Source organism: Aeoliella straminimaris, from assembly GCF_024054565.1.
GTDB classification, from domain to species: Bacteria; Planctomycetota; Planctomycetia; order Pirellulales; family Lacipirellulaceae; genus Aeoliella; species Aeoliella straminimaris.
On sequence record NZ_JAMXLR010000073.1, the window covers coordinates 116,219 to 139,518 of the forward strand.

At 61.6% G+C, this 23,300-nt stretch carries 19 protein-coding genes; 14 read left to right on the forward strand and 5 right to left on the reverse strand.

Going from position 1 to position 23,300, the window contains the following annotated elements; genetic code table 11:
- Positions 1-181 precede the first annotated feature (181 nt).
- The 6 genes from NG895_RS21515 (at position 182) to NG895_RS21540 (ending at position 10,081) form a co-directional block, all read left to right on the forward strand.
- Positions 182-3,814, forward strand: coding sequence for a hypothetical protein (locus NG895_RS21515; protein WP_252854599.1), 3,633 nt, complete (start codon positions 182-184; stop codon positions 3,812-3,814).
- Complete coding sequence (locus NG895_RS21520; protein ID WP_252854600.1) at positions 3,762-5,186, forward strand: hypothetical protein; 1,425 nt, start codon at positions 3,762-3,764, stop codon at positions 5,184-5,186. The genes NG895_RS21515 and NG895_RS21520 overlap by 53 nt, the downstream gene beginning before the upstream one ends.
- Positions 5,187-5,323: 137 nt before the next feature.
- Positions 5,324-6,580 carry a serine hydroxymethyltransferase gene (locus NG895_RS21525; RefSeq protein WP_252854601.1) on the forward strand — a complete coding sequence of 419 codons (1,257 nt, stop codon included), beginning with the start codon at positions 5,324-5,326 and terminating at the stop codon, positions 6,578-6,580.
- Between the two features lie 101 nt (positions 6,581-6,681).
- The gene (locus NG895_RS21530; protein ID WP_252854602.1) at positions 6,682-7,128 is read left to right on the forward strand and encodes a response regulator; all 447 of its coding nucleotides are present in this window, start codon (positions 6,682-6,684) and stop codon (positions 7,126-7,128) included.
- Between the two features lie 48 nt (positions 7,129-7,176).
- Positions 7,177-9,111 carry a tetratricopeptide repeat protein gene (locus NG895_RS21535; RefSeq protein WP_252854603.1) on the forward strand — a complete coding sequence of 645 codons (1,935 nt, stop codon included), beginning with the start codon at positions 7,177-7,179 and terminating at the stop codon, positions 9,109-9,111.
- Between the two features lie 175 nt (positions 9,112-9,286).
- The gene (locus NG895_RS21540; RefSeq protein ID WP_252854604.1) at positions 9,287-10,081 is read left to right on the forward strand and encodes an alpha/beta fold hydrolase; all 795 of its coding nucleotides are present in this window, start codon (positions 9,287-9,289) and stop codon (positions 10,079-10,081) included.
- 27 nt (positions 10,082-10,108) lie between these two features.
- Here NG895_RS21540 and NG895_RS21545 read toward each other — a convergent pair whose 3' ends face one another.
- Complete coding sequence (locus NG895_RS21545; RefSeq protein WP_252854605.1) at positions 10,109-10,687, reverse strand: DUF2617 family protein; 579 nt, start codon at positions 10,685-10,687, stop codon at positions 10,109-10,111.
- A gap of 203 nt (positions 10,688-10,890) precedes the next feature.
- Here NG895_RS21545 and NG895_RS21550 point away from each other — a divergent pair, with 203 nt between their 5' ends.
- Both NG895_RS21550 and NG895_RS21555 read left to right on the forward strand, forming a co-directional pair.
- The gene (locus NG895_RS21550; protein ID WP_252854606.1) at positions 10,891-11,562 is read left to right on the forward strand and encodes an endonuclease III domain-containing protein; all 672 of its coding nucleotides are present in this window, start codon (positions 10,891-10,893) and stop codon (positions 11,560-11,562) included.
- A gap of 70 nt (positions 11,563-11,632) precedes the next feature.
- Positions 11,633-12,976, forward strand: coding sequence for a replication-associated recombination protein A (locus NG895_RS21555; RefSeq protein ID WP_252854607.1), 1,344 nt, complete (start codon positions 11,633-11,635; stop codon positions 12,974-12,976).
- A gap of 189 nt (positions 12,977-13,165) precedes the next feature.
- Here NG895_RS21555 and NG895_RS21560 read toward each other — a convergent pair whose 3' ends face one another.
- Positions 13,166-13,420: a zinc ribbon domain-containing protein gene (locus NG895_RS21560; protein WP_252854608.1), complete on the reverse strand. Its 255-nt coding sequence runs from the start codon at positions 13,418-13,420 to the stop codon at positions 13,166-13,168.
- A gap of 166 nt (positions 13,421-13,586) precedes the next feature.
- Here NG895_RS21560 and NG895_RS21565 point away from each other — a divergent pair, with 166 nt between their 5' ends.
- The 6 genes from NG895_RS21565 to pepF all read left to right on the forward strand — a co-directional run bounded on the left by NG895_RS21565 (position 13,587) and on the right by pepF (position 20,462).
- Positions 13,587-14,813, forward strand: a complete 1,227-nt coding sequence (locus NG895_RS21565; protein ID WP_252854609.1) for a LysM peptidoglycan-binding domain-containing protein — start codon at positions 13,587-13,589, stop codon at positions 14,811-14,813.
- A 100-nt stretch (positions 14,814-14,913) separates the two neighbouring features.
- Positions 14,914-15,471 (forward strand): orotate phosphoribosyltransferase, encoded by a 558-nt coding sequence (gene pyrE, locus NG895_RS21570; RefSeq protein ID WP_252854630.1) that lies wholly within the window; start codon positions 14,914-14,916, stop codon positions 15,469-15,471.
- A gap of 79 nt (positions 15,472-15,550) precedes the next feature.
- On the forward strand, positions 15,551-16,234 hold the full coding sequence (locus NG895_RS21575) for a DUF8091 domain-containing protein (protein WP_252854610.1): 684 nt from the start codon (positions 15,551-15,553) through the stop codon (positions 16,232-16,234).
- Positions 16,235-16,342: 108 nt separating this feature from the next.
- Positions 16,343-17,374, forward strand: a complete 1,032-nt coding sequence (locus NG895_RS21580; protein ID WP_252854611.1) for a beta-ketoacyl-ACP synthase III — start codon at positions 16,343-16,345, stop codon at positions 17,372-17,374.
- Positions 17,375-17,638: 264 nt separating this feature from the next.
- Positions 17,639-18,541, forward strand: a complete 903-nt coding sequence (locus NG895_RS21585; protein WP_252854612.1) for a reverse transcriptase family protein — start codon at positions 17,639-17,641, stop codon at positions 18,539-18,541.
- Between the two features lie 118 nt (positions 18,542-18,659).
- Positions 18,660-20,462, forward strand: a complete 1,803-nt coding sequence (gene pepF / locus NG895_RS21590) for an oligoendopeptidase F (RefSeq protein WP_252854613.1) — start codon at positions 18,660-18,662, stop codon at positions 20,460-20,462.
- Positions 20,463-20,539: 77 nt separating this feature from the next.
- Here pepF and NG895_RS21595 read toward each other — a convergent pair whose 3' ends face one another.
- From NG895_RS21595 to NG895_RS21605, 3 genes are all read right to left on the reverse strand, one after another.
- Positions 20,540-20,929, reverse strand: a complete 390-nt coding sequence (locus NG895_RS21595; protein ID WP_252854614.1) for a hypothetical protein — start codon at positions 20,927-20,929, stop codon at positions 20,540-20,542.
- An 88-nt stretch (positions 20,930-21,017) separates the two neighbouring features.
- Positions 21,018-22,175, reverse strand: coding sequence for a DUF1559 domain-containing protein (locus tag NG895_RS21600; protein WP_252854615.1), 1,158 nt, complete (start codon positions 22,173-22,175; stop codon positions 21,018-21,020).
- A 326-nt stretch (positions 22,176-22,501) separates the two neighbouring features.
- Complete coding sequence (locus tag NG895_RS21605; RefSeq protein WP_252854616.1) at positions 22,502-23,296, reverse strand: CorA family divalent cation transporter; 795 nt, start codon at positions 23,294-23,296, stop codon at positions 22,502-22,504.
- Positions 23,297-23,300 lie beyond the last annotated feature (4 nt).

Sequence of the window (23,300 nt, forward strand, 5' to 3'; positions counted from 1 at the left end):
GCAAGGCGTTTTGGCCCGGTGGGGACAACCGTCGCGTGATAATCTGGGCGCAGGAAGGCTTGCCGGACGCTAGCTGTCGCCGGTGGGGGGGCTCCTTTCGCTCTCGCCTCGCGGGCGGGTGGCCGCTAGACTTCGCCCTTTGCGAGAATCGATTTTGGCATATCAGTGGCGAGGCGACGCAATGTTGTTTGCAATGGCCGGCCGATGGCTGAGCGCGCGCGCTCAGACCGGGGGCGCGAAACGCAAGTTGTTGGTGGTTTTGGTGGCAGTCGTGGCACTGGTGCTCTTTGCGCCAACCATTGCGCTGTATTCGCCGCTGCGCCAGCAGATACTCACCACCGCGGTACCGCCGAGTGTGGGTGCGCTGAGTGTGGGCAACCTGAGCATCGGCTGGATCACGCCGCTGTCGGCGACGAACGTCACGCTGCTGGACCCCGAGGGGAATCGTCTGGCACAGATCGAGCGGTTGACGATCGACCGCACGGTAATCGGATTTGCCGTGGACTCCTCCGACCTGGGCACCATCCGCCTGGAGAACGCGACTATCTACGCCCTGGCCCGAGGCGATGGCAGCAACATCGAAGACGCCATCGCCCGCGCGGTGCTGGCGGCGTCGGATAAGCCGAGCGACCTGGGCAGCGAAAGCCGTGGTCCCGACTACAAGCTGGAGATCGTCGGTGGGCAGATCCTGTCGCGCGACGCGGCAACGGGCGAGACCTGGTCGGTGGAATCGCTGGCCGCCACGGTAACGCATCCGGCGCGAGGGCCGATGCAGGTGGAGGCCACCGGATTGGTGCGACCTGCTCCGGCGGCTGTGGGCGGGGCGTCCGCTCCCGCGGGAACGACCAACGCCGGGCGGTTCGAACTGCATTGGGGCGCGGGCCCCGTACAAGACACCGACGGCGCACGACTGGTGTGCCAGGACCTGCCGATGGCGGCGCTGGCTCCCTGGTTGCGACGCATCGATTCGCAGATGGCGCTGACCGGCGTGTTGACCGGCGACATGGCGGTCACCTACCCCAAAGAAAAGTACGACTCGCTATCGGGCGAAACCACGGGACGCATCTCACTGGCTAACTTCGCGGTGACCAGCACGGCGCTAGCTGGCGATACGCTGTCCGTGGAGGATACGAAGCTGGCCTGGAAGTGCACCGCTAGCGGCGGACGCGTATCGGTCGAGAACCTATCGCTGGCCAGCGACGTCGCCATGTTCGACCTCCTCGGTACGTTCGACGAACGCCTGGTGCGGGGCGTGGCCGCAGGCAAGAATCACTGGCACGATCTGGCCACCGGCGGCGATCTGCAGGTCGAAGGCAAGGTGAACCTGGCCCGGCTGGCGCAGCGATTGCCAAACTTGTTCAAGGTTCGCGAAGGAACCACGATTACCTCGGGGCAGATTCAGTTCACCGCCCGCACCATGGCCCAAGACACCGGGCATCAGGTGACCGCGTCGCTGAACACGACTCCGCTGGCCGGGACGACGCGCGGGCGGGCCATCGAATGGGACGCGCCGCTGGACATCGACCTGGTGGCTCGCCACACGCACGACGGATGGCGTTTCGACAACCTGACTTGCCGGTCGGAGTTCCTGCAAGTATCGGGTTCGGGCGATGCCCGGCGGATGGATGTAACCGGGCAGGTCGACCTGGATGAACTGACCAGCCGGCTGGATCAGTTTGTCGACCTGACCGACTGGCAACTGGCCGGCCGTGGCGAGGTGACCGCCCGCTGCAGCCGCGACACCACTGGCGAGTTCGTGGCCGACGCCTCGGGCAAGTTGAACGACTTTGTGATTGCCTACCGTGGCGGACAGATAATCGTCGAGCCACAGCTCGAGTGGAAGCTCAAGGCGATGGGCGCCTCGGCCTCGAACGCCATCTGGCCGAATCGCCTGAGCGGGGCTCAGCTGATTCTCTCCGGCGCGGGCGACAAGCTCGACCTGAAGCTGACGCAGCCCACCTTGCTCGAAGAAACGTGGGTCGCCACCGATTGGCCAGTGAGCATCACCTCCAGTGGACGCCTGGACGGCTGGGCCCGCAGGCTGCGGCCCTGGATCGACCTGTCGGCCTGGAACACGGCCGGACAACTGGAATTATCCGCCCGCGGACGCGTCCGCGCGACGCCCCTGGTGGTGAGCATCGCCGAGTCGAGCGCCACGATCGTAGGACTGCGGGCCGCTTCAACAGAGTGGTTAGTCGACGAGCCAAAGGTCCAGTGGTCGGGCGACATCGCCTGGGACAGCACCACCAGCACGCTGGTGAGCCAAAGCGGTCAGTTGGTATCGAGCACCGTATCGGCTAGCTTTCGCGACTGGTTCTGGACCGCCGATCCCCAGCAGACCAACCGCGTTGGCGGATTGGCCGCCGTGCGAATGAACCTGGGACGGCTGGCCCGCGCGCAACGCTTGCCAGCCGGCGAGCAGCGCCGCATACAGCCGCTGGGCGAGATCAGCGGCAACGTGAAGCTCGCCGCTCAGAGTGGGCAGGTGGTGGCCGCAGTCGACCTGGGTGGTCAGAACATCGAAGTACAGAAACCTCAACCGGCCTTGCCCGGTGCTCCCCCCACGATGCAGACCATCTGGCGCGAGCCGACGTTGCGGGTGGTGGGCACCGTGAGCTACGCCCCGCAGCAAGACCGCGTGAAGTTCGATGGATTGCAAACACAGTCGTCCACGCTGACCATCGCGGCCAGCGGTAGTATCGATGGAGTCAGCACCAGCCAGATGGTGAATCTGGCCGGCACGGTCGACTACGACCTGGCGAGCCTGTCGCCGATCTTGGCTCAATACGTAGGCGAGGGACTGAGCGTCGTCGGCCGCGAACAAGCGAAGTTTGAATTCAAAGGACCACTTGCCCAGGTTGCCAGCGGTCAGGCACTGGCCGTGCAGCCCAGCGGCACGGGCGGAGCATCACCAGCTACCATCACCCAGGTATCCGCCGTGTCCGGCGGCGTGGCCTCGTGGTACGGGCGGGTGTTGGCACCATGGCAAAGTGCGTCGTTCTACGGACTGCCGATAGGGCAGGGGCGTATCTCCGCCGAGCTGAAGTCAGGGCAAGTGATCATCGAGCCGCTTGATCTGGCCGTATCGGGAGGACGCCTCACGTTTGCTCCCTCCATCCGACTGGTCCCCGCGCCGGGCGAAGTGACGCTGCCGGCCGGGCCGCTGCTGACAAACATCCACATCACACCGGACGTCAGCAATCGGATGCTCAAATACATCGTGCCGTACATTGCCAGCGCCACGCAAACCGAGGGAATGTTCTCGCTTACGTTAACCGGTGGGCGGGTGCCACTGGGAAGTCCCGACAAGAGCGACATTGCCGGGCGGCTGGACGTGAAATCGGTCCGTGTGGTGCCAGGCCCGTCGATTGCCGAGTTGGGAGCCCTGGCCAGCGAGATTGAACGGGTGGTGAAGGGGCGCGGCCTGCTGGGTGCCGTGGGCGGAGGAGGCCAGAGCGAGCCGTTTACGCTGCTTTCGGTAAGTGATCGCAGCCTCGATTTTCGCATGGTCGACGGCCGCATCTACCACCAGGGGCTAGAATTCCAGATAGGGAAGCTGGTGCTTCGCTCACGCGGCTCGGTGGGCCTGGACGAGACCGTTTCGGCTATGCTCGAAGTGGAAATCCCTTCCGAAGGGCGACTGCGGAACATCGGAATTACCAAGATCGAGGTGCCCGTCACCGGGACTCTGGGTAGTATAAGAATTGACAAGTCAGCAGCCGTGCAGAGTCTGGTGCAGCAACTCGGTGGGCAATTTTTGAATGAAGAATCGATCGGCAACGCACTCGACAAGCTCTTCGGCGGTGATCGCTAGCGTCGTAGGCGGCTTCGCTCTGCTGATGCTGCTCGTCGGGGACTGCGACCGTTGCAACGCACAAACTACCGCAGCCTTGCGACAACGGGCCCTCCAGCAGTGGGGGCCACCGCGGGACATCAATCGCTCGAAGCTCGCCCGCCAGGGATTCCGCGTGCTGGACGGTCGCCACGTGACGCTGGTGACCGATCTACCGTCGGCGCCGGCCGTGGACGAACTGCCGGCCGTGGTCGATGCGGCGGTGCCGCTGCTGACCGAGCGGTTTGGCATCGCCCCGGAGCGGCTCCGCGATTGGCACGTCCTGGCAATGCTGATAGTCGACCGGCAGAAGTTTGCCGCCGCGGGCCTGATGCCCGCCGAGAAGCACCAGGATTTTCCTAACGGTCTGTCGATAGGCTACGAGCTGTGGGTGGCCAATCAAACGAGCGACTACTACCGTCGCCACTTGCTGCTGCACGAACTGGTGCATAGCTTCATGGCCACGCAACTGGGAGCATGCGGCCCCGGTTGGTACATGGAGGGCATGGCCGAACTGTTGGGCACACATACCTGGAACTCCCAGACTGGCAAGCTGGTGCTCGGCGTGATGCCCGAGGGACGTGACGAGTTCGAAATGTGGGGCCGAACCAAAGCGATCCGCGACGCGGCCGACGCAAGTCGCGTGCTGCCCATCGAGGCGGTCATGAAGATCGACAATAGCCGCATCATGGAGGTCGAGTCGTACGCCTGGGCGTGGGCCCTGGCCAAGTTCCTGGACACGCATCCCCGCTATCGCGAGCGATTTGTAAGCTTGCAGGGCGAGACGCTCGATGCCGATTTCGATGAGCATTTCCGCGAGCTCTACGCCAAGGACTGGGCCGACCTCCAGACCGAATGGCGATTGTTCACCTCCACACTGTCGTACGATCACGACATCGCAGGCGAGGCGATTGAGTTCCCCCAGCGGATGGCCGACCTCAAGCGGGTGAGTACGTCCGCGCGACTATCGGTTGCCGCCGACCGCGGATGGCAATGCACCGGCCTGGTGCTGGAAGCGGGGAAAACCTACGAAATTAAGGCTAGCGGGCGATTCGTCGTCGGTGCCGAGCCGGATGGCGTTCCCTGGATTGCCGAGCCCGGCGGTATCACGCTGGAGTACAACGCGGGCGAACCGCTCGGCAAGCTGCTGGGGGTGATCGATCCGCGACCACCCGCCGATGCCAGCACCACGCGGGGGGTGACCAGTGCGTTTCTCGAGCCAGTGGCCGTGGGGACCCAAGGGGAGCTGACCCCCACGCAACCGGGCATTCTGTTCCTGCGGTTGAACGATTCGCCAGGCAGCTTGCACGACAATCGAGGGGAAGCGTCGGTTGGCGTGCGGCGTTTGCCTTGAGGCATTTCTGCCAGCCGCTACCGATTGTGCTGCATCGGTGGAGTTTTCCACCTGATTGACATCCCCCGGTTACGCCTCGACAATGGTACTTTGGACCGTTTTTCCGCGTTTTGACCATTCTGAGCGTACTGCCCCGTATGAACTTTATCGAATCTCAAGACCCACAGTTGTGGGCCGCCATGTCTGGCGAAATCGAGCGCCAACAAGATGGCCTGGAGATGATCGCCAGCGAGAACTACACGAGCCCCGCCGTGATGCAAGCGGTGGGTAGCGTGCTGACGAACAAGTATGCCGAGGGCTACCCTGGGCGGCGGTATTACGGCGGCTGCGAGTTCGTGGACGTCGTAGAGGATCTGGCCCGCGACCGTGCCAAGGAGCTGTTCGGCGCCGAGTTTGCCAACGTGCAGCCTCACTCCGGTTCGCAAGCCAACGCGGCCGTTTACCTTGCGCTGTTGGAGCCGGGCGACACCGTGCTGGGGCTCGATCTGGCCCACGGCGGGCACCTCACCCACGGCATGCACCTGAACATCTCGGGCATGCTGTACAACTTCATCAGCTACGGAGTGCGGAAGGACGACCACCGGCTCGACTTCGATCAAATTGCCAGCCTGGCGCGGGAGCACAAACCGAAGCTGATCGTGGCCGGTGCGAGTGCTTACCCGCGCGAGATTCCGCACGACAAGTTTGCCGAAATCGCCCAAGAAGTTGGCGCCAAGCTGATGGTCGACATGGCTCACTATGCGGGCCTCGTGGCGGCGGGACTGCACAACAGTCCTGTGCCGGTGGCCGACGTAGTGACCACCACCACCCACAAGACGCTCCGCGGACCGCGAGCCGGTTTGATTCTCGCCAAAAAAGAGTACGCCAAGGTTCTCAACAGCCGGGTCTTCCCGGGCACGCAGGGTGGACCACTGATGCACGTTATCGCCGGCAAGGCGGTGTGCTTCCGTGAGGCGCTCGAGCCCGATTTCAAGCAGTACGGTCAACAGGTGATCGACAATGCCCAAACCTTGGCCACGGTGCTGCTGGATGGCGGATTGAACCTGGTGAGCGGCGGCACCGACAATCACCTGGTGCTGGTGGACGTCACGCCGCTGGGAATCGGCGGCAAAACGGCCGAGGAAGTGCTCGACCGCTGCGGCATCACGGTTAACAAGAACATGATTCCTTACGACGAGCGGAAGCCAGTCGATCCGTCAGGCATCCGTATCGGGACGCCGGCCTTGACTACCCGCGGCATGGGTCCCGAGGAAATGCGGACGATCGGCCACTGGATGCTCGAAGCCTTGCGTTCGGCCGACGACGAATCGGTGCACGAGCGCATTCGGGGTCAGATTCGCGAAATGTGTGTCGATTATCCCGTTCCCGCCGCGGCGCTGGAAGCTAGCGTGTGAACCCACCGCGGGTGTGGGTCCGTAGTAGAGGACTCCGCGGCGAGTGGCGACCGGTTTTGAACCCTAGGCCCCGGCGGAATGATTCCGCCTGAGGAAGACAAATGTCCGAAAAAAACCGCATTTTAATTGCCGACGACAACGAGCCGAATGTCGAGCTGCTCGAGGCCTACCTGGCGAACCTCGACGTGGACGTGGAAATCGCCGTCGACGGTCAGGATACGCTGGACAAAGTGGAGAGTTTCAAGCCGCACGTCATCCTGCTGGACGTGATGATGCCAAAAATGAGCGGTTTTGAGGTGTGTAAGAAACTCAAAAGCGATCCGGCTACCCGTGGTATTATGATTTTAATGGTGACGGCACTGAATGAGCTGGGCGACATCGAACGGGCCGTGGAAGCGGGTACCGACGATTTCCTGTCCAAGCCAGTGAACAAGGTGGAACTCACCAAGCGGGTGGAGAACATGTTGCGGTTGTTTTCCGTGAGCGACGAAGTGGAGCGGTTGCGTCGCTATATCGAACAGATGGAGCAGCGGACGGCCACGGCATAGTGCTGGCGGCCGCGCGATCCGATCCTAGAGATTTTAGGTGAACTAGCGATGGCGAATTCCCCACGCAGCTTGGTTCGATTGCTCACCGTGTGTTTCGTGAGCATGACGGCGATGGTCGCTGCGACCGCCGATACCGGTGGCACCGCCGACGCACCGATGCCTCGCGCCACGGCCTCGCACGAGCCGCAACCATTTCCCGACAGTCGCCGCGTGGCGACGCTGATCAACCAGCTGGGCAGCCGCCGGTTTGTCGCCCGCCGCGAGGCCGAGCGGCAGTTGCTGGAGATCGGCATGAGGGCGTTCGACCAGATCGACGCCGCGGTGCATCACCCCGATCCCGAGATCTCGGCCAGTTGTCGTTACCTGATTAGCGAGCTGACCGTTCGCTGGACCCGCCGGGACGATCCGCCCCAGGTGAAGTCGCTGTTGGATGGCTACGCCCACATGGATGAAATGGAAAGGCTCAGCATTGTCTACAAGCTGGGAGCGCGGCCCGAAGCATGGGCCGTGGCACCGCTGTGCCGCATCTGTCGCTACGACTCTTCGCCCATGGTTTCTCGTCAAGCCGCCATCGAGTTGATGCGGGCCGACAAGTACGAAACCGGTTACGATGTGGCCGTGGCCCGACTTTTGCGAGACCAGATTGGTTCCAGCGTCCGTCCATCGTCCGAATGGGTCCGTTTGTTGGCCCTGCAACTGGAGGATCCTCAACGAGCTGTCCAGCTCTGGCCAGCCGCCATCGACCGCGCCGCCAAGGAGTCGGACGACACACTGGAGGAGCAACTCATCGCGACGCAGCAGGCCGATCTGCTGCGAAACCTGGCCCGCGTGGAATTGCAGATCGAAGACCGCGAGGGATTCCTTGCGGTGATTGATCGCATCATGGCTAGCTCGGACCGTGCCTCGATCTACGAACTGCAGCGGCTGTTTGAATGGGACCAGGTGGCCGCCGACACCCAACTGGTCGACTTGCTTCTGGCCCGTCACCAGCAGTCGCTCTCCGAATCCAAGTCCGGGCTCTACCTGATGGCCCGCATTCGAGCTGACCAGAATCAGATCGAGGTGGCCAACGAGTTGGCCGATCAGGCATTCTCCAAGGCATCGGCCATGGGGGCGGGCGCCGAAGGGCGCGTGGCCACCGGCGCCGACTTGATGGACGAGGGCTTCCTGGAATGGGGACGACGAGAGCTGTTCGCCGCCATCGACGAAGTTCCAGCCGGCAGCGACGTGCATGTCGAGGCCGCTGAGATGCTAGGCAAATCGCTGCACGACGAGCTGCGAGACAAAGAGGCCACCGAGGTGATGACCAAACTCACCACGGCCCTGAAGAGCGATGCCGACCTGCTGAAAGACTACGGCCGCCGCGTTCGCACCAACGGCCGTGGCGTTCGTCTGTCGCTCAAGCCGATAGGCGAACTCGAGTCGTGGCAGTATTACTTTCAGGCCTGCCATCTGAAGACCACTGGCGACAAAGAAGGGCAATGGCAGGCGCTCGAGCGGGCGGCCAACCTGGATGAAGGCAACGCCGATATCCTGATCGCCATGTACCACGCCTCGGACGACAATCCCGAGCGGCGCAAGATGGTGATGGACAAGATTCACGAGCGTTGCCGCGCCGTGGAACAGTCCATCAACGATCTAGCCAACTCCGGTCACAATAAACTCGAGTGGAGCAACGCCTACAACGAATGGGCCTGGCTGGTCAGCAACACCGAAGGCGACTACGACAAGGCGGTGCGATACTCGCACAAGTCGATCGAAATCTTCCATCAGTTCATCGCCGAAGAGTCGCTGGTGACCAAAGAGGACACGGCCGGATTGCTCGACACGTTGGGGCGATGCTATTTCTCGGCCGGGGATATCGACTCGGCCATCAAGTACCAATCTCTGGCCGTGGAGTACGAGCCTCACATGCAAGTGCTCCGCCGGCAACTCGAAGAGTTCGAGGCTGCCAAGGCGAACAAGACGGCTCACGGCGGTTAGGTGCCGGAGTGTACCTGGCTCGAACGGACAACGCCGACTAGTATCTCGTTAAGCTGAACTCTTCGGGTAGCGATCGCTTCACTCCCCGCGGATGTTGCAGGCGATGGCCCGTAGCGATTGCAAAGCAGAGATGTTAGACGCAGCACCGACTTTTGCGTAACACCACGACCTGACTATGAATGTCCAACTACACGCGGTAGATCAAGGCGCCGGGCCACCAGTACTGCTGGTTCATGGATTTCCGATGGATCACACGATGTGGCGGTTCCAGATCGAGGCTCTGGCCCAGAACTACCGGGTGATTGCCCCCGATCTGCGCGGGTTCGGGCAGTCGCCCATCGAGTCGATTGCCGCCAAGACCGGCATCTCCATGGCCGATTACGCGGACGACCTGGCCCAGTTGCTCGATCGCTTGGCGGTGGGCGAACCGGTGACACTGGTTGGTTTTTCGATGGGGGGGTACATCGGCTGGCAGTTTTGCAAGCGGCACCGCCAGCGATTGCGGGCGCTGGTGCAGTGCGATACCAAAGCGGCTGGTGACACGCCCCAGGCGCAAGAGACGCGGTTCAAGATGGCCGAGCACGTCGAAGGTTGGGGCGCAGCGCATGTGGCGGCCCTGATGGTGCCCAAGTTGCTGGCGCCCAGCACGCTGCAGGGGAATCCAAAGCTGGCAGAAGAAGTCGGTGGCATGATTTCGCGCACCGACCCTGTGGCCATCGCCGCGGCGCAGCGTGGCATGGCGCACCGTGACGATAGCACACCGCTGTTGGCAACGCTCGACCTGCCGGTGCTGTACATCGTTGGCCAGGACGATCAAATCAGCACCCCGGACGAGATGCAATCGATGGCCGACGCCACGCCCCAAGGACGGTTGGCAACCGTGGCCAAGGCCGGACATTTGAGCCCGCTAGAGAATCCCACCGACGTGACCGGCGCCATGCAGGAGTTCTTGGGTTCTCTATCGACGTAGAACGGAATGAGTTCCGTTTTGCGAAACCTATGAAGCGTCGGGCAGGATGAACCGCGATTGGCTCTTGAGAATCACACCATCTTCGGGAAAGGTGTGCAGCGCCTGAATGCGGAGCGATTTGGCCCGCGATTCGAAGTGGATGTAGCTGAACGCTCCCAAGCCAATCCGGCCGCCCGACTCGAATTGGAACAGCACGCTGTGCGTTTCGCCAGCCAGGGCGAGTTCCTGCTGGTAGCCGCGGATCGTGGCGTTGTCGGCCGACTCGATGGCCAGTTGCGTTTCGTAAATCAGCCCGCCGGCGCATTCAATGCGATCTTCGTGTTCGCCCCGCACGCGGTGCGACATGAGCCGTCGCTTGATGGGCAGGTCGTGCAGGGCCGAGGTGGCGACTTCGGTGAGCAGCAACCCTTCGGGTTGATGCCAGCAGATCGCGTGTCCGGTGCTGGTGATCTTGATCGTGGCGTTGTAGGTCGACCGCTCGATCTTGCGCTCACGCTTCACTTCGAACAGCTCAGGGTGTAGAGACCGCCCATAAAACTGAAACACCAAGTCGGCGATTTTGGGGCGGGCGGATAACACGGTCGGAACAATGGTTCTAAGTTGCAAAGCGAAACGATATAGTAACGGCACTCGGTGCTGTCACTGATGGCAACCGAGCGAAGCTCGGAGCGAGGCAGGTGATTGCTTTCACCCACTCACTCACTGAATTATAGCTTCGGAGTCGATCGGCCACAAAGGTCGATTCAAACGGCGCGAAAAAACAGTTGTTTCGCACTTGACTATTTCTCAATAGCTATTCCGGCTACTCGATGCCACGACGCCCTCCGCCGCTGCTGGATCTGTACGAAGAGATGTATGCGGCGTTCGGTCCGCAGCACTGGTGGCCGGGTGATTCGCCATTGGAAGTGGTGATTGGTGCAGTGCTGGTGCAGAACACCGCGTGGCGCAACGTGGAACGCGCCATCGCCAACCTAAAACAACACAATCTGATCGACGTCGATCGGTTGTACGCCGTGGAAGTGGGGCGGCTGGAGGAACTGGTGCAGCCAGCTGGTTACTTTCGCGTCAAGGCACGGCGGCTGCGCAACCTGCTCGAGTTCGTGATCGACCGGCATGAAGGTTCGCTCGACCGACTGTTTGAGTTGCCCATGGAAGAAGCCCGCCGCCAGTTGCTGGAGGTTAACGGTGTGGGACCCGAGACGGCCGACTCAATCTTGTTGTATGCTGGCGAGCAGCCAAAGTTCGTGGTGGACGCCTACACTCGACGTGTCCTGCTGCGGCATGGTTGGTTGGCTCCGCCGGCCACGTACGAAGCGATGCAGAAGTTCTTCGAGCGACGCTTGCCTGCCGAAGTGCCGCTCTACAATGAATATCATGCGTTGATTGTTCGCATCGGCAACCAGTACTGTCGTTCGCAACCCAAGTGCGAAGAGTGCCCGCTGAAAGGCCGCCTGCCCCGCGGTGGCCCCATCGAACTATAGCGAGTGACAGTACACCAACTGCCCCGCCCATCACCTATAACTTCCCCGCCACCCCTCACCTGGTGCATTAATGTCCGACCTGTTTGCGAAAGCCGAAGAGGGCAACCTGAAACGTGTCGCACCCTTACCGGCACGGATGAGGCCGCGGACCATCAAAGAGTTCACCGGTCAGCAACACCTGGTGGGCGAGGGGCAATTGCTGTGGCGACTGCTCAAGGCCCAGAAGCTCGGTTCGGTGATCTTCTATGGTCCCCCCGGTACGGGCAAAACCACCCTGGCGCGGTTGCTTGCGCAGCATCTGTCGTACAACTTTCGGCAACTCAGTGCGGTGACCAGCGGAGTGAAGGACCTGCGCGAAGTACTCGAAGCAGCCCGCGACAACGTGGCCACCGGAGGCCGGCCTACGCTGTTGTTTCTGGATGAAATTCACCGCTTTAACCGCGCGCAACAGGACGCCCTGCTGCCCGACGTGGAGGATGGCGTGGTGATTCTGGTGGGCGCGACGACCTCGAACCCGTTCTTTGCGGTGAATAGCGCCCTGGTGAGCCGCAGTCGGGTGTTCGAGTTTCAGCCGCTCGCACCAGCCGACATTCGGACGTTGCTGCAGCAAGCCATCGCCGATCCCCAGCGGGGGCTGGGACAATACAAGATTTCCGCCGCCGACGAGGCGCTCGACTTCCTGGCCGACATCTGCGATGGCGACGCCCGTCAGGCGCTTTCGACGCTGGAGATCGCCGTGCTATCGAGCGATCCCGATTCTGGCCCCGTTACGCTCACCAAGGACCTGGTGGCGTCGGCCGTGCAGCGACGGGCCGTCAGTTACGACACCAGCGGCGACGAGCACTACGACTGCGCCAGTGCGCTGATCAAGAGCATCCGCGGCAGCGACCCGGATGCGGCCCTTTATTGGCTGGCCCGGATGCTGGAAGGGGGCGAGGACGTGCGGTTCGTCTGCCGGCGTTTGGTGATCCTGGCCAGCGAGGACATTGGCAACGCCGACCCGCAGGCGCTGCCGCTGGCCGTGGCGGCCATGCAGGCGACCGAGTTCGTCGGCCTGCCCGAGTGCCAACTGACGCTATCGCAGGCCGTGACTTATCTGGCGTGTGCCCCCAAGTCGAACGCCGCGACGGTGGCCATCTCGGTGGCACGGACCGACATTCGCGAAGGCCGTACGGTGCCAGTGCCACGCCACCTGCGCGATCGTCACTACAGCGGCGCGAAACGCCTGGGCCACGGCGAAGGTTACGAATACAGCCACAACGCCGCGGATGGCGTGGCCGCGCAGGATTATTTAGGTGTCGACCGCGAGTACTACCAGCCGACGGACCGAGGTTTTGAGAGGGAGTTGCAGGACCGTTTGGCTAAGATTCGCGAGAAATTGCGCAGTGCGAAGCGAGCAGAAGGGGCCGAATAGCGACGCCACTCGTCGACTTTCTGCCATTGGCTGCGGCATGGATGCGTTTGCTGTTCTCACGATGCCGATCGGTAGCAGCCGCCCGATGCTAGCATCGCTAGCCTGTTGGCGGGATTGGTGTAGCGTTGATTGCCGGGTTTGCCTACGATCCCGCGCCTGTACTTATTGCACAGGCGCTGGAGGGTCGGATTACATCCCTGCGAGAGCCACGACGATAGCGGTGATGCCCAACACCCCCAGCACGATCCACCACAACGGTTTACCTTGCCACACACTGTTATGAGAGGTGATGTACTCGCCGCAGATGGGACACCGCACCGCGTCTTCGGCAATCATGGCGCCACAAGCGGGGCAGGGGACTTCCTCCCAACTGTCGGAGTCGTCCCAATCCGCCTCGTCGGGATACTCGTCCAGCAGATCATCCTCATAGTCATCGTCGTACATACATTTGCCACACAAAGTACCAAGTAGCTTGACCCCCGCACATCACGTCTGATGTGCATCGTAAGCGAAACCATAAACGCCTGCCCAGCCGACTGGGTGATTGTTCAACACAACTTGTTCGGCAGTCGCATTGGCTGGCTGCCAATGGTCATGGAGGACCAAAACGATGAGTGCCATTCGTCCGCTAGCCACCATCGCTATGCTGATGGTTTTAGGAGTCTTCCTATGGAAGCAGATCAATACGCCAGATCTCAAGGAAGAGACCGAAGGCTCGCTGGCTGCGATCAATGCCCCAGCGTTGGAAGCCGACTTGGGAGCGGGAGCCGATACGATGGACACCGCCCCTCCACCGTTTGGCCCTGCCGAACAGACCGAAGAAGGCGAAGAGGAGTTGCCGGAATTCGATTTTGGCCCGGCCCCGCTGGCCGAGGACGATAGCAGCATCGCACCGCTGGCCGAGGAAGATACCGCGGCCATGCCCGAGTTGCCCCCGCTGCCTGCTCAGGTGCCCACGGCCAACTATGCCGATGCCGCTGAAGAACCTGCCGGCGCTGATGCACTCGCGGAAACGGAGAATGTCGAGATGGAAGCGGGGGCTGACCCCCCTTTTGCAGGCGGTGCACTGGCTGGCGCGGGCGAAACCGCCCCGTTGGATGGCGGCACTGCCGGTATGCCTGGCGACATGAATACCACCGCGAATTCGCAGGTGGCCAACGAGTTTGCTGGAGCAGCGTCGGCCTTTGCATCCGCCCGACCGGCAATTCAGGCGGCCCTGGCGCGTGGCGAGTTGGAAGAAGCGCACCTCAAGCTCAGTATCTGGTATGGCGACAGGAGCCTACCGCTCGAGGAACAAGAAGAGATCGAGAATCTGCTGAGCCAATTGGCCGGCACGGTGGTTTACAGCACCGAACACCGCCTTGAAGCCCCTCACCGGGTGCAGGCGAGTGAAACCCTGGAGACCATCGCCCAGCAGTACAATGTGCCCTGGCAACTGCTCGCGAAAATCAACAATATTGCCGAGCCCTCGGCCGTCACTCCGGGGCAAGAACTGAAGGTGATCCGCGGACCGTTCTTGGCAGTGGTCGACGTCGAGCGGCAGCAACTCGCCCTGATGGTGGCCAAACGCTACGCCGGGCAGTTTGGCGTGAAGGTCGAAGGGGCCGCCACCAACGAAGGCGAGTGGGTCGTCACTCAGAAGCAAGTGCCCGATGGCGATTCGAAACGCCTGGTCCTGGAGACCTCCGGCGCCTTGCCCGGGGGACCGCAGGTGGTGCTCGGTCCCGCCTCGGATACCGCTCCGGCCACCGCTGGCGCGATTCGCGTCGCCCCGACCGACCAGGACGACCTGTTCGACATCCTGTCGATTGGTTCGCGGGTGCTGATTCGCAAGTGACTCTTGCTTGTTGGCCTCCGTTCGGCGAAGGTAACGGACGAAATCCAACAGGTTCGGCATGCTTAAAGCCGAATCGTCCGCGCTATCCGGGAGCCGCAAGATGTACGACCGTGAGAAACTAAAGGAACTGATTCGCCAGCACGCATTGAAGTTTGGCGAATTCACGCTGGCCAGTGGCAAGAAGGCCAGCTACTACCTCGATTGCCGACAGGTCACGCTCCGCGCCGAGGCGCTCCCCACGATTGCCGCCGGAATGCTACAGTTGATGAAGCAGAACCCGCCGGAACTGGTGGGTGGCATGGTGATCGGTGCCGACCCGATCACGGCGGCCATCGTCACCTTGGCCGGCCTGCAGGATAAACCGCTGCGCGGCATTATGGTCCGCAAAGAGCCGAAGGGCCACGGCACCAAGAAGTTTGTCGAGGGGCCTTACAACGAGGGCGAGCGCATTGTGATCGTCGAAGACGTCGTCACCACCGGCGGGTCGAGCCTCAAGGCGATCGAGTACTGCGAAGCAGTCGGCCTGAAGGTCGAACGCGTGTTGGCCATCGTCGACCGCTTGGAAGGCGGCAAAGAGGCGTTCGCCGAAAAGGGTTACAAGCTCGACACACTGTTCACCGTGGAAGATTTTGGAATCAACGTAGACGGCGGTCAGTAGGCCCCCGTCAGCAGGCACCGACGCGACTTGTGGCGAAGCCTGCAACCGCTCGGGGCCCACTGCAAACCGACCGCGAAGTATGGAAACTTCACTCCACCAACAACTCAAGTCGCTGTATGCCGGCGAGTCGGGCGAGACGGAAGTCCGATTGGGGGACTATCGCATCGACGCGGTGGTCAAAGGGGAGTTGGTCGAGATTCAGCACGGCGCGCTTGGGGCAATCCGCGACAAAATTCGCGACCTGCTCGATAGCCATAAGGTCCGGGTGGTGAAGCCGATTGTTGCTCGCAAGCTGCTGGTGAAGCGCGATTCGCAGGGCGGCAAGATCGTCTCGCGTCGGCAAAGCCCCAAACGGGGGACGCTGCTCGACATCTTCGACGACCTGGTGCACTTCACCCGCGTCTTTCCGCACCGGCGGCTGACGCTCGAGGTGCTGATGGTCGACATCGAGGAGTATCGCTACCCGGGGCACGGTCGTCGGCGGCGTTGGCGGCAGAACGATCACCAGCGAGAGGACCAGCATCTGGTCGAGGTGCACGAGAAACACACTTTTCGCACTGCCCGTGACCTGTGGCAGCTGGCACCCACCGGTTTACCGCGACCTTTCCACACAGGGCACCTGGCCGAAGGCCTGGGCGTCCAGCGTTGGATCGCCCAGCGGATGGCCTACTGTTTTCGCGAGATGCAAGCGGTCCGGCAAGTGGGTAAGCAGGGCAATGCCCTATTGTACGAGCCGGTGGTTCGACGCCGCCGTTCGGCCTAAGTTGGGACCACGAAAGTGGTTCCCGGGGTTGCCCAGTTTGACCCCAAGTCGTACGCTGCGGTGATACTTTCGAATCGACATCCTTTGCATTTGCGAAAGGAAAGACAGTTGGGCGAGACCAGGGAACCGGGCATCGGGTTACGCCGACCGCCACTGAGGCATTTGACCGGTGTGCAGATCATTGGCACCGGCAGCTATGTGCCCGACAATGTCGTGACGAACGAGGACCTCGCGTCGCTGGGCTGCGATAGCGACTGGATTATTCAGCGGACCGGCATCCGCGAACGCCGACATGCCCCGCCTGGCATGTGCACCAGCGACCTGGCCACTCAGGCTGCCGAACGGGCCATCGAGGCGGCCGGTATCGATCGCAGCGAGATCGATCTGTGCCTGCTGGGCACCTTTTCGCCCGACCAGCCCATCCCGCAGACCGCCACTACTGTGCAGGACAACCTGGGACTCAACTGCCCGGCCACCGACCTGTCGGCCGCGTGCGCAGGTTTTGCCTACTCGCTGGTGTTCGCCGCGCAGTTCGTATCCACCGGGTGCAGCAAGTACGCCTTGGTGATCGGTGCGGACACCAACAGCCGCATCCTCGACCCCACCGACGTGAAGACCTTTCCGTTGTTCGGCGACGGGGCCGGCGCGGTGATCCTGACCCGTGGTTCCGACGAACAGGGCATGCTGGCCTACACGCTAGGTGCCGATGGTAAGGGCTCGCAACTGCTGGTCCGCGAAATGGGTGGCAGCAAGGAGCCGTTCGTGCAGGACACGCCCCAGGGCCAGGCCCCTTGGCTGGTTAAAATGGAAGGCCGGCCGATCTTCAAATGGGCAGTGCGACTGCTGGAAGACAGCTTTGCCCAAGTGCTCGATGGCGGTGGCGTGGCCAAAGAAGACGTCAAGCTGTGGCTCCTGCACCAGGCCAACCAACGCATCATCGATGCGGCTGTGAGCACCTGCGGCATCGACCCGGGGCGCGTGCCAGTGCACCTCGACCGCTACGGCAACACCTCCGGTGGTAGCATCCCGCTGGCCCTGGACGAGTGCTACCGCGACGGTCAGATTTCCGCTGGCGACCTGTTGATGTTCTGCGGCTTCGGCGCGGGACTTTCGTGGGGCACGATTCTCTGGCGTTGGTAGGTGCCGGCTGGCTCGTTTCTACTGCAACTCGCTGCTTTCTTGTCGTGCGGCTTGTTCTCTACAGCTCTCCGTTGTAGCGTGGTGGTAATGTCTTGGTGGTGCGTTAGCACAGGGCGATGTTTCGTCGCCCGCGGCCAAATGCTTGGCCGTGAGAGTCAGCGACAATTATTGCGGCGCAAGCTTGAATAATTGTCGTAGCAAGGCATCAGGGCGGAGCGTGGGCTCCGCCCTACCTTTTCGCATACGGAGCGGGACAGGAATTCCATGCTGGACTGGCTTCTAACGATCATCGGCCTGAACCGTGGGGCCGGGACTGCCGAGCTTGCTCGGCGATTAGACTTGCCCGAAAAGTCGCTTCGGGAATTCGCACCTGAGTATCGAGAGTTCACGGTGCCGAAGCGTTCGGGAGGCAAGCGACAAATTACTGCCCCCACACCGGAATTGAAACTGTTGCAGCGCAGGATTTTGCGGCGGGTGCTTGCCAAGTTGCACGCACATTCGGCTGTTACGGGCTTCGAATCCCGAGAGTCCTTCGTGACAAACGCGGCCCGTCATTGCGGCAAGCAGATTGTCATCCATTTTGACATCAAGGACTTCTTTCCATCGATCGACAGCCAGCGAGTCTATGGTTATTTTCGCTACGTCGGTTGGAACCGTGCCGCATCTCGACTGTTGGCCAAGCTCGTCACTTGGCAGAATAGCCTGCCACAGGGCGCGCCAACGAGCCCACGCCTGAGCAACCTGGTCAACTATCGTCTCGATGCCAGAATAGCGGGGTTGGCTCGCCGGTATCACGCGACATACTCTCGCTACGCCGATGATATCACAGTTTCGCTGGATGACGAGTCATTCGACCTGCGCCCGCTTATTGGGTCTGTGTTTTCGATACTTCGCCACGAAGGGTATGATCCACACCGGGGGCGGAAACTCAGTGTCCGTCGCCAACACCACCAGCAACGAGTCACTGGTCTGGTGGTCAACAAGCGGGTGAATCTGCCACGCAAGACTCGCCGCTGGCTTCGGGCGGCCGAGCATCGTGCAGCAGCCAACGAGCGCTCGATCACGTCGCCCGATTGGCAGCCATCAAAGCGATGTACGCTTACCCCCGAGCAACTTGCAGGATGGCGAGGCGTCGTCGCCATGATCGACCGCCTGCAGAAGAGCTAACTCTCTCCGCGGTCAGCCGACCCGCCGTGAACGCGACTCAGCCTAGCCCCAACTCGGTCGCCCTGGTATCCTGCGCACACCCTGACCCCCGAACCCTGAATCCCGACCCCTTCCATATATGGCCACCAAGAAGCTCCCGCTCCGCAGCAAAGTCAAAACCGCCGACACCTGGGACCTCTCGACGCTGTTCGCCTCGGACGAGGAGTGGGAAACCGCGTTTACGAAGTGGCAGAAGCAGATCCAGAAGTACGAGAAGTTCCGGGGCACCCTCGGCGACGGGCCTGCGCAGTTAGCCAAGCTGCTGAAATTCGATAGCAAGTTCGATCAAGAGGGCGAGCGGATCGGCACCTACGCGCACCTCAAGACAACCGAGGACTCCACCAACAGCACTTACCAGCGGATGCTGGGGCGGTTTATGAACGCCGCCAGCAACGCCGGACAGGCAGCTAGCTTCATCCGCCCCGAGATCCTTTCGCTGTCGGCCGCCAAGCTCAAAAAATATCTGGCGGCGAAGGAACTCGCCCACTTCAAGCTGAGTCTCGAGCGATTGGTACGGTACAAGCCGCACACGCTGACCGACAACGAAGAGAAGCTGCTCGCCATGCAGGCCGAGATGGCTCAGGCCGCCGGGCAGGCGTTCCGTCAGTTGACCGACGCCGACATGAAGTTCGGCGACTTAAAAAATGAGAAGGGCGAGACAATCGAGCTCGGCCATTCGTCGTTCTCGGCGTTCTTGAATTCGCCGAAGCGGGACGTTCGCAAAAAGGCGTTTCACCAGTTCTACGCCGAATTCGCCGACCACGAAAACACGCTGGCCGCGACGCTCTCCGGCTCCATTCAACGCGATGTCTACAATGCCCGCGTGCGTAATTTTACCAGCGCCCGCGAGGCCTCGCTGTTCGTGGACGATGTGCCGGTGTCGGTATATGACAATCTGATCAATGCGGTTCACAGCAAATTGCCGGCTGTATATAAGTACTTCGATGTTCGCCGGCGGAAGATGAAACTCAAGGACATTCATCACTACGACACCTACGTGCCGATCCTCAGCGAACTGAATGTCACGCACACCTGGAATCAGGCGGTGAAGAAGGTAGTCGAATCGCTCGCGCCGCTGGGCGACGAGTACTGCAGCGTGCTGGCCGACGGTCTAAAGAGTGCACGCTGGTGCGATCGCTATCCCAACAAGGGCAAGCGAAGCGGGGCGTTCAGCTCCGGCAGCTTCGACGGCGCACCGTACATCCTGATGAATTACCAGCCCGACGTGCTGAACCACGTGTTCACGCTCACACACGAGGCGGGGCACTCGATGCACACTTACTATTCCAAGAATCACCAACCCTACGAGTATTACGACTACACCATTTTTGTCGCCGAAGTGGCCAGCACGTTCAACGAGGAACTGCTGGGCAAGTACCTGTTGGATCGAGCCCAGAGCGACAAGGAGCGGGCCTACCTGGTGAACCGGGCCATCGACGACATCCGCGGCACCATTATTCGCCAGACGATGTTCGCTGAGTTCGAAAAAGTGACCCACGCCTTGGCCGAGGCGGGCGAGCCACTGACGCTGGAGTGCCTGAAGCAGGAATACCATAAGTTGCTGGCACTGTACTTCGGTCCCGACTTCGCGCTCGATCCGGAACTCGACCTGGAGTGCCTGCGGATTCCCCACTTCTACTCAGCGTTCTACGTCTACAAGTACGCCACCGGCATGTCGGCCGCCATCGCCCTGTCGAAGCGGGTGCTCGAAGGAGGGCAGCAGGAGCTGGACGACTACCTCACATTCCTCAAGGGCGGCTGCTCGAAGTACCCGCTCGAACTGCTTCGCGACGCCGGTGTCGACATGGAGAAGCCCGACCCGGTGCAGACCGCGCTCGAGCACTTCGAGTCGCTGGTCGATCAACTGGACGAGCTGCTGTAGACCGAAGGGCTGACGCCAACGTCCTGAAGGTGGGGTGGCTCGCAGAGTTCGAACTCCGCCAACCGACGCGGTGGAGCCTATTTCTTTTCGACTTCGTACACCAGATCATTTTGGTCGGAGTCGACATCGATGGTGTACGGAGAGAGATCGGGGTCGCCGTACTCCTCCTTGAGCAGCGATTCGCCCCCCATTGGATTCTCGAGCACGGAGAACACCACGACGTATTGCCCCTTGATCACCCCGTCGCCGGGCTTCTGGGTGTACATCTCGAAGGTGCCATCGTCTTGGATGTAGCCCGAAGCGGCCTTTCGGATTTCGGCCGTCGTGTCTGGGGCGGGGACCAAACGTACGACCTTCGCCGGCGCCACGATCGGCGAGCCATCTTTGTACTTCACGGTACCACTGACCTGGGCGGTTGGCCGGCCGCCACATCCTGTCGCCACCAGCAAAGCAACAGCGGCAATCAAGGTCAGACTATATCGATAATGTTGGAACAATCTCAAGCACCTCGCAGAGACGGATGAATGCAGAACAGGCTTTGGAGCACGTGGATTACTATCGGCTGAAGCCAGATCTTCCAGAGTCGCCACCGTCCTTAGCCGCGATCATATGATCCCACGGCGTGCAGCAACCACCGAACAAACCACTGGTCTCGATATCGTTGGTCGTAAATTGGACGCTGCCGTCGCACATGGCGAGAAACACGCCGCCGACGTGTTGGCTGCGGGCGGTCGCTTGGTCGAACGAGGCGCCTGCCCCGCCGTAACAAGGCATGCCAACGTCCATCAGGTACGGCTGCAACTGGGAGCAACTGAATCCGCCCGTGCGTCCTGCGGAGGCTCCACCAATGTCATCGGCGTTTTCGAAAATTGCATTCGGGCCGTTATCGTCGCCACCCGATCCGTAGAAGGCGAGCAGGTTTCCGCCGGCATGACCGAAGGCCCATGTGCCGCGGGGATCCTCCGCTTGAACTCCGGCGCGAATCTCGCCCAGCATGATGGTATTGCTGGTTCCATCGGTGATCTGAGCAACCTTGGTGGTTGCGTTGACGCCCATCACACCACGGTACCGATTGGGATTGTTGGACGAATTGCCAGCGCCCGACCAGGCGGAGGAGTTTGGCCCCAGTATTTGTTGCTGAGAGGGGCCAGCGGGATGCAATGCCCCATTGCCGACATTGGCTGCGTAGTTGCCGCGAGCCCAGTTACCTCCGTGGCCGATGTACATCACGCTGTTGTTCTCGGCATCGGAGGGGCACAGCAGGACGGGGACTTCGGTGCCGCGAGCCGGGCTGTTTACGGCGTCTTGAATGGCCACGGGATTGCCGTTGGCATCCTCGAATACGAACGCATCGTACAGGGCCTGATTTTCCAGATACGGCAGCACGGCGACCTGCCAGTTCATGCCGAAGTCGGTACGAGAATTGATTCCGGGGACAATACCGTTGGAGATCTCCGGAAACACCGTCCCTTCAGGAAACTTCTTCCTGGACGATTCATAATTCAGTACGGCCAGCGCCGCATTCTTCATATTGCTCTGGCACTGCGCGCGGCGGGCTGCTTCGCGAGCGGCTTGAACGGCGGGTAGCAGCAAAGCGACAAGAATGCCGATGATCGCAATGACCACTAGCAGTTCGACGAGCGTGAAGGCTCTACGACTTGCGGCCGAAATTCGATCGAGAACGTTCCGTGAGCGGTGGATTGTATATTGCATTGAAACTACTCCCCATTCCCCTTTTCTGAGTGGCCCGAACAACGCCAAACTCCCCCGCCAACTTCAAGGATTGGATGATACGGCACCCACGAAGGGTGAAGGGAGGTCGACGGGGTCTCTATCGTATCGCCTGATAAGCAGGTCTATGGTACCTGATCGCAGGTGGGGTACTCACTGCGTATATGCGCCAGTTTTTCGCTTCTTTGCGCAAAACACGGCGCTCTGCTACCTGCGAGGTGCGTGGAACCACCACAGGGGCCCCACTTGTGGGGTGTGGGGTTGGGAGGTTCAGTGGGGCTGCAGAGAACGCGCGTGCGTTGCCGAAGCTAAGTTCGCCGCCGCCGTTTTTGTTTCCGCTTCGGAGCGGGCAGGGTGACAAACGCCGTGAGGACGCCACCCAGCAGCAGTCCGCACAGCAAGACCCCCATCAAGAACTGCGGGCCGACCTGATGCGACATGTCTTCAAGCGGGTTGTTGAGATTCATTCCGAAGATGCCCGCCAGCGTGGCGAGCGGGAAGAAGAAGGCCACCAGCAGATTCAGGCGGTGGGCCGACGTGGCCATCTGCCGGCTATGCTCGGCCTGTTCTTCGGCACGCAGGGCGATACGGTATTCGAGTCCATGCCGGGTGTCGGCGGCCAGCAGGTCCACGCGGCGGGCCATGGCGTAGGCCGCGTCACGCTGCAGGATCAACTGGCGATCGTCCGGCGCCGCGTCGCGGGCCTTCTGCAGCGTGGTGTGCACGTTGTTGGCCGCGCGAACCAATGGGTTCAGGTCGCGGAGAATGTCGAAGTACTCCTCGGCCGAGTTGGCCCGCTGTTCGCGATCGTCCAGCTTGTCGATCACCTGCTCGTACTCGGCCAGTAACTCGCCCAGCGAGTGATCGCCATGCCGCAGCGCCTTGGGCATCCAGTTGCCACTCGGGTCGCGCCAAAACAACCGTCCGACGCGGGCATCGTCTGCGGAGTCGGGCGGCTCGTGCAGCACGATGAGCAAATGCCCCTCGGACTCCATGATTCGTTGCCGGCCGGGCGAGCTACCTAGGCGGTCGCGAAACTTTTGGGGAACCTTCCACCCCGAGGGCAGAAGCGACTGATTCTGAGGAGCAGGTGTAGGTGCCATTTGC